The sequence below is a fragment of the Nostoc sp. FACHB-133 genome (genome assembly GCF_014698055.1).
Lineage (GTDB): Bacteria > Cyanobacteriota > Cyanobacteriia > Cyanobacteriales > Nostocaceae > Nostoc.
On record NZ_JACJSH010000002.1, the window covers coordinates 287,110 to 299,557 of the forward strand.

The window sequence follows — 12,448 nt, forward strand, 5'->3', positions numbered from 1 at the left end:
TTTAACCGCAAATTGGCAAATGAATTTCCCCTAGAAAATCTTTCTTTTCATTATTAGGTAGAGTTAGCTTCAGTAGCTTGATACGCTTGCAGGAGCCTAGCATGATCGAGAGTAAATCCTACTTGCATAGCTATCTGGGTAAACAAATCAATCTCAGGCTGTTGCCAATCACGGGGCCCAGAACACTGATGTGCAATTAACAAGCCAAATAACTGCTCATCTTTGATAATGGGTGCAACCAAATTTGCCTTCACAGCGAAAGATTCGAGCAGTTTAATGTGACAATCAGCCAAACTTGACTTATGAATGTTGTTGATTGCGACAACACGACCAGACTGGTACTTTTCTATATAGCCTTGAGTAAAACAGGAATCGTGGATTTTAGACCGCAAAACTTTGGGATAACCTGGAACCACTGATTCGGCAATGATAATTCCGAACCAATTAGCATAAAAGCTATAAACTAGTACTCGGTCAGTACTCAAAGCCTTCCGAACCTCTTCCACAGTAGTTTTCAGGACATCCTCTTCTTCGAGTGATTGGCGAATTCTGCGGGTAATATCCACCAATAATTGACTTCGCATAGCTTCAGCTTCGATTCGTTGCAGGAGTCTTGCATGGTCAAGAGCAAATCCCACTTGCATCGCTATCTGAGCAAATAAATCGATCTCAGATTGTTTCCAGTCACGGGGTCTGGAGCATTGATGTGCAATTAATAAGCCAAACAACTGCTCATCCTTGAGAATGGGAGCTACCAAATTTGCTTTCACACCAAAGGATTCGAGTAACTTAATGTGACAATCAGCTAAACCGACTTCGTAAATGTTATTTATTGCCAGAACGCGACCAGACTGATACTCTTCTACATAGCCTTGACCAAAACATGGATCTTCGATTTCAGCCCGCAAAATTTTTGGATAGGTGAGAACAACTGATTCGGCAATTACAGTTCCAGACCAATTAGCATTAAAGCTATAAACCATCACTCGATCTGTACTAAGTACTTTGCGAACCTCTTCGACAGTGGTTTTCAAGACATCTTCTTCGTTGAGCGATTGACGAATGCTGCCGATAGTATCCGCTAGCAACTGACTTTGCATACCCTCAGCTTCAATGCGTTGCAACAGTCTTGCATGGTCGAGAGCAAATCCTACTTGCATTGCTATCTGAGCAAATAAATCAATTTCAGGCTGTTGCCAATCACGCGGCCTAGAGCATTGATGGGCAATTAATAAGCCAAATAGCTGTTCATCTTTGAGAATGGGTGCAACCAAATTTGCTTTCACACCAAAGGATTCGAGCAGGCTAATGTGACAATCAGCCAAACCAGCTTGGTAAATGTTGTTTGTGATTGCAACGCGACCAGACTGATACTTTTCTACATAACCCTGACCAAAACATGGGTCTTGGATTTCAGACCGTAAAACTTTTGGATAACCTGGAATCACTGATTCGGCAATCACAGTTCCAGACCAATTAGCGTTAAAGCTATAAACTAGAACTCGGTCAGTACTAAGTATTTTGCGAACCTCTTCTACCGTGGTTTTCAGGACATCCTCTTCGTTGAGTGATTCACGAATACTGCGGGTAATTTCTATAAATAACTGAGCTTTATCTGCTTTGGTATCTACCTGTTCTAAAAGCTTGGCGTAGTCAAGGGCAAATTCTACTTGCATAGCTATCTGAGCAAATAAATCAATCTCAGATTGCTGCCAAAAGCGAAGTCTAGAACACTGATGTGCAATCAATAAACCGAATAGCTGTTTGCCTTTGAAAATAGGTGCTACTAAATTAGATTTGACAGCAAATTGCTTGAGCAATTCAATATCACCATCACTGAGATCGGCTTGATAGATATTATCAATAGCACGGGTGCAACCATTCCGGTATTTTTCTATATACCCTACCTCGAACCCAGGATCGGAGACTGTAACCCCTAGTATTTTTGGTAAACCAGGTGCTACGGATTCGACGATAAAGGTGCCATTACAGTTGGAATTGAAGCAAAAGATGGCTACACGGTCAATGCTTAAAGCTTTACGAATTTCTTCTGAGGTAGTTTTGAGAACATCTTCTTCATTGAATGATTCTCGAACCCAACGGGTAATTTTAGTTAATAGTTGAGAATAATCAGCTTCGGCTTCTTTGTCCTGTACCAAAACTGAAAGCAGTTCTGTGAATAAGCTGATGTTTCTCTCTAACATCACTAATTCATCTTCGTTAGCGATGAAAGTTTGAGTAAACTCACTGTCTGGACGTAGCCTATTTTTGATATCATTAGAAGTTGCAGCAATGTTGCTAACTCGACTGATAGCTCGATTAGTCACCAAAACAGCGATCGCACCTGCTAATATTGCCGTTACCCCCATACCAGTTAACAAGAGTGACAGTTGTCTCTGTAGAGCTTCAGTTTCTGTTGAACTTTTTGCCCTCTCAAGTTTTACTTGCGGTATTTGTTTGGTACTTAAATTAATCCCATAGAAGTAAGTAGCTATCCCAATTGCAAATACAGGAAGTACGCTGATACTTAGTGCCCAAACTATTGCTTTAGTCTTTAAACTCCATTTTTGTGGCCACAGCTTTTTTTGACGATTTCGCCTTGCTTGGTTTTGAGAAAAAGACTGACTCATAAATGAAACCTGGATTGTTGCAATTGAGAATCAAGTAAATGACCTCACCACCAAATTCTATACAAAACTTATTAAACAAGGACTGGCTTTCAGGAGTATTTTAAGGCACTCACCTTCTACGTCATTCCCTCTAACCTAACATTTTTCTAACAAACGCTTGACTCCCACCTTTGGTAAAGCTTTGCGCTCATCGGAACTAAAATCAATCAAAAACGGTAACTTTTCTTTCATAACAGCGTAGATGCGATCGCAAAGTCCCATTTCACTTATAACAATTTAAGCAGGCTGTACAGCTTGGGAAAGTTGTACGGTTTTACTATGTAAATCATCTTTATCATTAAGTAATACTGCTCAGTAAGCAGTATCTACCAACACAAAAGTAATTTAATAAAAATTAATAATCATCCTGTTGCTGAAACTGGCTCAATAACCAAGCCCCAACTTGAGATTGATTTATTTCACGGCTACAGCCTAAAGCTTCCTCTAAAATAGCGATCACCAGCCCAGGCAATACCTGTGATTCTTGGATACGTTTACTACCTTGATCTGCGATCGCATAAGCAATGATTTGGGCATTTTGGACATCTACTACCCAATATTCAGCAACGCCCAACTCTTCATAGAGCATAGACGCGAAGCGGCTTGTCGCCAGACATCGCTTTGTACCCAAGTCATCCAACAGAGATGTTTTAGCAATTTCAATCACCAAATCCGGTGCAGAATAGCGATCGAGGTTGACAATTCCTGTACCTGCTAGGATAGTTTGAGCGTGTTCTCTGAGATAATACGCGACATCGGGCTGAGAGTCTTGAACACCAGTTTTACGAAAAGTGGTTGTGTCTAAACCTGTCGACAGTATTCCTTTAAGTGCTGTAAATAGAGTCATTTCATGGAATTCCTACATCATTCAAGCATTCATCAACCAAAGGAGTTTGCATCCGAATAGCAATATACCAGTAATCTCGAAGACCAGGTTGTATCTGTCTTCCCTCAGCCCGAACAGTTTCAGTCTGAGTACGCCAACGTTTTCTCCGCATTCTGTCTTCAAATGGCTCTCTTTTGGAAATATCCCCCTCAGAAGAATAAAGGTAAACAATTCGTAAAGCACATTTAATTCTGTCAAGAAACATACTTGTTGAAGTACTAAACCAGCAATGATCTATTACTTTTACTACGTCTAAAATGGCAGTAGCACAGTGCATCGAATCAACTGTTGCTGCTGCACTAGCGTGTTGCATATTATTTCTTGTGTTGCGATAACCTACAACTCGTATTTTTAAGTCTGCGGGTAAAATGACACCTGGAGCAGTACAAGCATCATGAAAATTACAGGTCATATCAAATCGATGATTGTGCTGCTTTGCTTTTGTTTTACAGGTCATCTCAACAAGGTTATCACAAAGGATAAAAGCAGCCCTTTCTCGATGACGGACTCCTGAAAAGTAAATTTCTAAAATTGATTCAAGAGCATCAATTATTTCAGGAGGTGTAGACATTTATAAATTTAACCTCCTAAGATTATTTGCTCAACTTGGTATTTGGCTCTTTCTAACAAAGTCTTGGCTTCTTGTAGAGTCTTTTCAGCTTCTCTTATCTTGACCTCAACTTGCTTTTGTAAATCAAGAGATGCTATCGGGATAATAATCTTCTCTAGACAGTAATAAGGTAGAGCATCACGAGTTGCGCCGTATGCTTCTCTATCGGTTTGTAGGAGTCCGGCTTTTGAGTTTAGAAATACTGATAAATAGTAAGGATTAATTTGAGCATTATGTATTCGTAATCGAACACTGTGTTGATTCATATTGGCGACTAGAAGGCTATCAGGTATAACAGCAGCAGTCCCAATACGCCCAGTAATTGTTATCAAAACATCTCCCGGTTGAAGTTGAGAACGTTTAAGAATGCCATTATGAATTTTTTTATCAATGTAGACGACATCATCAAGATCCAAGCGATTCTTAGTTACATTTTGAATCCGTATAAAAGGAATCTCTTTCCCTTTATCTAGATATTTTGCTCCAGAGGGAGTTGCACCATTGGAAAAACTTGCCAAATAACCCAATTTACTGTGAGGAATATTGTGAAGGTAATTTATTAAAACTGTATATTTAGGGTTGTAATACTCAGCATCCAAACGATCGCTCTCTACAGTCTCACTAAAATTTGCTACATAACTTTTCTGTGTAGACAGGTCGAGGTTATTTAGTCCAAGTTCGTGCAGTAATAGAGCCTCGGCTTCAGCATAGAGAGTTTTAGAAATTTTTAGTTTTTCCCAACTAGTTATAACTAATTTCCTAATCTCTCTTTGTTGCTCAAATTCGGGAATATATATAGGGATAGTATAGAGGTCATCTAAGTTTAAACCTGCTTGGATAGCACCTCTGGACTTTCTCTGGAGGTAGGCTTGCCCTATATTACTATTGAGGTATGTACATAAATAATATGGGTCAATTGACTTTGACCTGTAAACTGTACTTTTACAACTATAAATAGCCTGACCTACATCTTCATCAACAATTGCCACATTACCTAAAGTGCCGACAACTGAAACAAGTAAATCTTCTGGAAATAAACTATACTTCTTCAAGCCTTGAAATGCACTTTTGGGAATATATGCATTATCCTGCTCTAAGAGAAAAAATGGTTTAACATCCTTGCCTCGTACATATCGATAAGGTGAGTGTTCTACATAATTTTCAACTGCAAAAGCAGAACCGAAAGGCCCTGTAATAAATTTGCCTTTTAAATTCCCCCAGAGTTCGACATTTGCATTTGAGAGTAAATTATCAAGTTTGAGATATTCTGGCTTGAAATATTCTGCATCTAATCGCCAGTCAAAAGGAATTTGAGAAAAATTAACAATACTCCAAACTGCCAATGGTCAAGCCTCCTTTTGCTGAAACTGGCTCAATAACCAAGTTCCAACTTCAGATTGACTCATTTGACGACTTCGGCGTAAAGCTTCCTCTAAAACAGCGATCGCCAATCCAGGCAATACCTGTGATTTTTGAATACGTTTACTGCCTTGATCTGCGATCGCATAAGCGATGATTTGGGTGTTTTGCACATCCACCACCCAATATTCGGCAATACCTAACTCTTCATAGAGCGATCGCTTTGTACCCAAGTCATCCAGCAGGGAGGTTTTAGCAATCTCAATCACCAAATCTGGTGCAGGATAGCGATCAAGTTTGACAATTCCTGTACCTGCTGGGATGACTTGGGCACGTTCTCTGAGGTAATACGCTACATCGGGCTGACAATCCTGAACACCAGTTTTACGAAAAGTAGTGGTGTCTAAACCTCTTGCCTGAATCCCTTTAAGTGCTGCAAATAGAGTCACCGCAAAAATAATTACAACATGGTCTTGACCATGATCAAAACTAACTGGTGGCATCTCCAGCCTCATATATCCTTTGTAGTAGTAACTCTTTCCCTTCTCGTCGAGCAAGTTGGTAACTATCTGCTCATACTCTTCCCAAGAGGTGTAAATCCATGTATCTGTGGGTAACTGGGTTTGTAAATCACTCATTGCTTAACCCTCCCGCCAAAACGAAAACTTTTGTTTCTTGGCAAAGTCTACAAATGCACTGGCAATTTCATCTAAATCGTGATCAATAATCATGTGTCCATGATCATCAATCATAGGCTTCCCGTCCACCCCTGGCTTGTAAACATATTCACCAGAGTTATCCTTACCACTGTTTTCACTGGTGGCAAAAAATATAGGATAGTCCTTGAGTCGAGGACAGTAGTGCTTAGAATTTGGATCATCGTTCCACTTTTGCAGGAACAAAACACTGGTTTTTGTACCAGTATGCGGTTTAAAAGTGTTCCCATGCAGCCCTACTACTGCTAAAATTCTGGCTCTCTCACTAATCCAAGAACGCACATGAGCATCAGAGATATTATTAAACCGTCCTTGAGGAAGTACAATCGCCATTCGCCCTCCCGGACATAAAAACTCTAAATTCCGTTCGATAAACAATACGTCTCGGCTTTGCTTTGTTTGCCAGCTTCCTGTATTTTCATAACGTTTGTTGGCAATGGCACTAGCCTGTTCTTGACGTTCTTCTGGATCAACTAGCGCCTCAACGTCAATAGCTTTCCATTTCTTTGCAAGTTCATACTGATACAGAATTTTACTGTCTACAATATCTCCCGCAAATGGTGGATTGGTCATCAATACATCAAAGTTGAAGTAGCGGAAATTTTCTTTGTTCCACTCAGCATCTGGACGATTCTCAAATTGTACTAAGCGGCGGCGTAGGGCAACTCGTATTTCGTCACTCCAATTTCTCGGATCAAGGGTATTGGCTCGATAGACGTTAGTTTTGCCATCACCTGCAATCAAATTAAGCGCTTTCGCAACCTTTACACTCCGGGCATCAAAATCAATGCCATACACCATTTCACTTGCGTATTCTGCTTGATCTTTAGTGGGGCCATCTGCTGTCATTTCTCCACCCCAGACGTGAAAAATAGTATGAACTGTAAACCCACAACTTCCAGCCGCAGTATCAATCATGTACTCTTCCCATTTGGGATTGAGCATTTTGACACTCATATCAATGACATGGCGGGGAGTGAAATACTGCCCCTTCGCTCCCTTGTAAACTTGCGTTACCAAATATTCAAAGGCTTCATCAATGACTTGTAAGTTGGAGTTAAACAGCTTAATGTCTTGCAAGAACGAAACACACACAGCCAAATGGTCGGGGGTTAAATCGATGTTTTCTCCCGGTAGAAATACACCCTGCCATTTTTCTCTAGCTGCATGAAATAGCCGATTAATTTTGTCATATAATTCTTGACGAGTTTCACCAGCCGCCCGAAAATCTACAACTTTACCCGGTCGCCGCTTTGCTTGTGCCTCGTCATAGAGTTTAGCGTAAATTAACTTAAATACCTCTTCAAACTGATCAACCCCAGCGTTTGCTAGAACTAGGTTTTCCAAATCTAAAATCACATCCCGCAGGGAAAGACGTTCTACAACCAGCTTGTTACGTTTCTCAAGCTCTTGCAAAGTCACACGCTCATTGATAACTTCAGCTAGCGTTTGGTTTGCATGGGGTAAATCAGAAATACTGCGGTAGATATTGGGGTCTTCTCGATGCAAAATGACAATTTCACCACCATTTGTCCAAACTGCAATAGGCGCACCTTCAGCATTACAGTAAGATTTTAGTTGTTCTAGACCATCTCGACGCTTAGGCTTCTTGACTTCCACAATAATATATGCTGTGTTGGGATGATCTTTTTCAGAAATTACAATATCTGCTCGCCTATCCCCAACACTAGAGCCAAAATAGACTCCCTTTTCTACAGCAATTCGAGCAGTTGGGTAGCCGTAGGTATGAATTAAGCGGTATAAAAACAGTTGGCGGACAATTTCTTCTGGTTTAGCCGGACGCTCTTTACCATCTACGAAATCTCGGAGATAAGGTTTTCCTTTTTTGTCAAAGAGTTGAAGTGCGGCAATTTCTTTTTCTTGATCAAAAATATCTAAAGCATAATCAGTAGATTTTAGGATATCAATTAAGGTATAAATTGGAGTGTTATTATCTGCCATTAACTTAACTTTGATTATCAAAGCCTTCTTATTATCGACCTACAAGTGCTGAATTATCAACTTAAAAACTCTGACTCCAATATTTGGGGCTACAAGAGAAGCAGGAAGAACATAAGTTACATCTTTCTCAACTCAAATTTTCAATTTTGGAACTAATTCATTAACTTTATTGATTAAGATGCAAGTATAAAATGGCGATTTGAGCGTTAGTTCATTGAGTTGACTTTATAAATTCTCAATTTTTAGTGATTAGAATACCAATATTGAACCTTTGAACTCGGAACTTCGACCTTTTTGCTCGAACGTTGAGCCTCTGAACTTGGAACTTCGACCTTTTTGCTCAAACGTTGAGCCTCGGAACTCGGAACTTTGACCTTTTTACTTGAACATTGAGCCTCTGAACTTGGAACTTCGACCTTTTTGCTCGAACGTTGAGCCTCTGAACTCGGAACTTCGACCTTTTTGCTCGAACGTTAAGCTTTTGAACTCGGAACTTCGACCTTTTTGCTCAAACGTTGAGCTTTTAAACTCAGAACTTCGACCTTTTTGCTCAAATGTTCAAACTTTACAGCAGTTTTCATGTATTTTAACCACATCTGTCGTAGTAGGGGGGTAAGGAATAAGGGGCAAGGGAGCAGAGGGCAAGGTGGAGAACCCTATAAATAAATTTATTTGCCCTTAAAACCTTGATTACACAGGAATTTCAGAATTTTCCCCCCTGTCCCCTACCCTTGAAAGGGTAGGTATTTTGTATTTGATCATTTTTTGGCTATTTCAGCCGATGCTTAAATCCTGAAATGACCAAACCACGTTAAACAATTGAGAATTTTCTCAACTATTTTTGAGATTCTAAAAAACCTACCCTTGAAAGTGTCCCCTACCCCCTGCCCCCTGCCTCTTTGATTATCGTAACAATGACTGATTAGGCGTTAACTCGCTCTCAAAACGGCTGTAAACAACTTGGGTTGGATACCAACAAGAAAACCAGTATAAATCTTGAATAACTTTGTCAGAATTACTCGCGTCTGCGAACTCAAAGTGAACCAGCCCTAAATTATTCAATCCAACTACTTCTCGCCCTTCCTGAAACCAACGAGATTTCCAAAACATCAGGGGTTGTAACCATTTCCATTTAGCATTTTCTGCTCGTTTCCAGGGAGCTATCAAAGATAATATATCTGCTGTGCAGGTAGAAGTCTGAAAAGTGTTTCGAGGTATCCATTCCAGTACACAATGCCAGTCTGAGTTCGTTAGCATCTGGCGATTATGGTGTAATTGTTTCGCAGAAACTTCTACCATATTGGGTGGGTTACTCCACCCGATCCAATGTCGCACCTTTTCGGGTAATAGCCAATCTTTCAATCGTGTATGAATCAGCCGCGTCAAAATCTCTTCATTCTTCAATGCACTAGCGGTTAACTGCACCAATACAGATTGCAATTTGGAATGGGTGCGTGCATAAGACAAGTGAGCAACAGAACTGTAGTGGATATCTCCAGATAGAATAATGACTTGTTGACGTTCTTCAAACAAGGTAGTTAGGAATTGCGCCAGTGCTTCCACATTAATGTTCCAAGCATCTCCAACATCGGTTGAAAAAACCTTCTCGCGTTGTAAATGCCAATGATGAATCCAATCAATTACTTGTAGACCAAATACATTAGTGGGCGCAATCACAAATGTATTTTGAATCTTAGTTTGTTCAGCTACTTGTTGTAAAGGTAAAACTAATTGTTGCTCAAAGGCTTTTGGACACAATAGCATCGGTGGTGCAATTGGTTTTTGATCGGCTGGATAACCCCGCCAAGTGCGTGTATCCAGCACAATTACTTCATGGCAATCGCTTCTGACTATATAGTGCCAAGTGAGTGCTTCAGGATCTCGATCCAGAATGAATACGGAACCGTCTCGGACTAAAATAGGTAAGCCTGTGGCAGGATCGCTGGCTGGCATACCGACATAACGAGCGATCGCATCATCAGCCTTTGCATCCATCCCTTGGGATGCTGACCAAGCTTGTGCAGCTGCCAACAGCTTTTCACCGGATTGACCTTCTGCAAATTGCCCTGGTGTATTGCCCCATCCTTGAAATACCGTGTAGGCTAACAAGGCATTTTGGACTATTCTTCGCCCCAAGGGACGACCCAGCACCCGCAAACACCAAGCTTGATTTAAGTTCCAGTCATCACTTACATCATGGTCATCAAAGATGGTGTAAGTGGGAATATTAGCAAGGGCGCGACGCACTTTCCAAAGGGTGTAGATGAATTGGCGTAAATGCCAGACTGCTTGGTTCCAGTCTTTGATAGCATGGCGATCGCGCGTTACTTGGTGTCCTTGAGGAAATGCGTCTGGCCAGCACACTGGCGACCAAGCTAGTAAATAAGTAGCGTAATATTCACCCAGGCTGAAAAGATGACTGTTAACTTTCTCCGATTTATTATGTAATCCTGCGGTCAACCCAGCTTGATTTGTTGCAACATCAGCTCGCTCTCCAGGGGGTAGCTGCTGGGGAGTGCAATAAACCCCATTAACCGGCAGTTGTTCTTCCCAACCCAAAAGGGCATCACCAAGAGTCGTGGCAACCCACAACGACGGGTCTGCTACATCATCTCCGTAAATCTGATCTCCAGTGAGGAATAGCTGGTGAGGGCGATGTTGGGGTTGATTTGCTGAAGCCTCAATTAAACTGTCAAGAATCGGTAGTGCATCAAACCCATGACCATGAGGTTTACGGCAGGAAGCATGGGCAATTTGCAAATCTTGAAGACGGTTTGGCGGCAGAACAAAGGTAGGTTTTTGATGATCGAAGTAGCTGATGCTGACTGTAGGAGAAGAGTTTGAGCATAATGCTTGTTGCATTTGCAGGGTTTGGTCAGCAACAGTAAGCTGGAGATCGTAAGCATAGAGGCGATCGCTAGTTAGGCGATATCCAACCGGGGATCGAGCCGTTATCGCAACTACATGAAGATACTTGCCTAGAGCAAAGCTAGAGCGTTCTCCCTCCAATAAGCAATTTCCTAGCGTTTCACCGTCATTTGTTGTTTCATAAACCTTGAGTTCTACCTGACAAGACTGTTTCAGAGCCACCCATACCGTTACTGACTCTGGTTCAGTATGTTTTAGGATTGGCCCCGCCAAAATTAGCGGCAGTTGTTGTAAAAACTCGTCCCCAGCTTGGTACTTCATTGCAAACAGTTGACAAATGGTGGTGTTTTAGATGATGTTGCTTTATTTATATAATCCAATCACCAAATGGGGACGAGTGTTTCGCCAGTCCTCAATCTGACATATCCATGATGAGCGATTGCTAAACTGTAAAATATGCTTATCAACTTCAAAACCATCTGACTTGAAAACAGACAGCATATTTTATCGCATCTTTCAAAGCTTACCCAGCACCTTCTTTGAACTCATTAACCAACCACCATCACTAGCCAGTGCTTACCAATTTTCATCAGTTGAAGTCAAACAACTGGCATTTAGAATTGATGGCGTATTTTTACCTGATACTCCAGAATTACCCATTTATTTTGCTGAGGTGCAATTTCAACTCGATAAAAAATTTATTCCCGTTTATTCGCCGAAATCTTTAATTATCTCGACAAAACTGAATTAACTAACAATTGGCGGGGTGTTGTCATCTTCCCTAATCGCAGCGTAGATACTGGAGATACAGAGAGATATGCAGAATTACTTAATTCCCAACGAGTGACTTGCATTTACCTAAACGAGTTAAGCTCAATTCCCACATCATCAATCGGGATTGAGACAGTCAAACTAATCATCGAACCAGAATCAACTGCGACAACGAAAGCTATCGAGATTGTCAACAGCGCCCGAAAAGAAATTCTCAATACCGCCCAGCAGAGGGAAATTATACAATTAATAGAAACAATATTAATCTACAAATTGCCGCGCTTGAGCCGGGAGGAGATGGGAAAAATGTTCGGATTAAGTGAGTTAAAGCAAACTAAATTTTACCAAGAAGTTTTTGAAGAGGGTAAAGAAGAGGGTAAAGAAGAAGGCAAACTAGAAGAAAAGCTAGAAGGCAAACTAGAAGGCAAGCTAGAAACAATACCTCAGCTATGGGCGTTAGGATTGAGTATTGAACAGATAGCCCAAGCGTTAGGTTTGGACGAAGAAGTTGTTAGGCAAGCTGTACAACCGAAATCTTGAAGAAGAATTCAGAAGTCAGAATGGGCTAAACCTTAGCTATCCGCTAACAGGAGTCAGAATTAAGACG

At 40.9% G+C, this 12,448-nt stretch carries 8 protein-coding genes and 1 pseudogene; 1 reads left to right on the forward strand and 8 read right to left on the reverse strand.

Features of this window, described 5'->3' with window-relative positions; all coding sequences use genetic code 11:
* Window positions 1-53: 53 nt before the first annotated feature.
* The 8 genes from H6G86_RS03245 to H6G86_RS03275 form a co-directional block, all read right to left on the reverse strand.
* The gene (locus H6G86_RS03245) at window positions 54-2,630 is read right to left on the reverse strand and encodes a GAF domain-containing protein (protein ID WP_190933079.1); all 2,577 of its coding nucleotides are present in this window, start codon (window positions 2,628-2,630) and stop codon (window positions 54-56) included.
* A gap of 135 nt (window positions 2,631-2,765) precedes the next feature.
* On the reverse strand, window positions 2,766-2,891 hold the full coding sequence (locus tag H6G86_RS39415; RefSeq protein WP_277883526.1) for a hypothetical protein: 126 nt from the start codon (window positions 2,889-2,891) through the stop codon (window positions 2,766-2,768).
* A 133-nt stretch (window positions 2,892-3,024) separates the two neighbouring features.
* On the reverse strand, window positions 3,025-3,516 hold the full coding sequence (locus tag H6G86_RS03250) for a Uma2 family endonuclease (RefSeq protein WP_242064662.1): 492 nt from the start codon (window positions 3,514-3,516) through the stop codon (window positions 3,025-3,027).
* A 1-nt stretch (window position 3,517) separates the two neighbouring features.
* A complete protein-coding gene (locus tag H6G86_RS03255; protein ID WP_190933080.1) occupies window positions 3,518-4,126 on the reverse strand; it encodes a hypothetical protein in 609 nt (202 codons plus the stop codon).
* A gap of 8 nt (window positions 4,127-4,134) precedes the next feature.
* The gene (locus H6G86_RS03260; protein ID WP_190933081.1) at window positions 4,135-5,508 is read right to left on the reverse strand and encodes a restriction endonuclease subunit S; all 1,374 of its coding nucleotides are present in this window, start codon (window positions 5,506-5,508) and stop codon (window positions 4,135-4,137) included.
* A gap of 3 nt (window positions 5,509-5,511) precedes the next feature.
* Window positions 5,512-6,162: a Uma2 family endonuclease gene (locus tag H6G86_RS03265; RefSeq protein WP_190933082.1), complete on the reverse strand. Its 651-nt coding sequence runs from the start codon at window positions 6,160-6,162 to the stop codon at window positions 5,512-5,514.
* A gap of 3 nt (window positions 6,163-6,165) precedes the next feature.
* Entirely contained in the window at window positions 6,166-8,202 is a 2,037-nt protein-coding gene (locus H6G86_RS03270; RefSeq protein WP_190933083.1) for a type I restriction-modification system subunit M, read from the reverse strand.
* A gap of 903 nt (window positions 8,203-9,105) precedes the next feature.
* Complete coding sequence (locus tag H6G86_RS03275) at window positions 9,106-11,391, reverse strand: alkaline phosphatase D family protein (protein WP_190933084.1); 2,286 nt, start codon at window positions 11,389-11,391, stop codon at window positions 9,106-9,108.
* 163 nt (window positions 11,392-11,554) lie between these two features.
* Here H6G86_RS03275 and H6G86_RS03280 point away from each other — a divergent pair.
* Window positions 11,555-12,381: pseudogene (locus tag H6G86_RS03280) on the forward strand (Rpn family recombination-promoting nuclease/putative transposase).
* The last annotated feature ends 67 nt before the right edge of the window (window positions 12,382-12,448 follow it).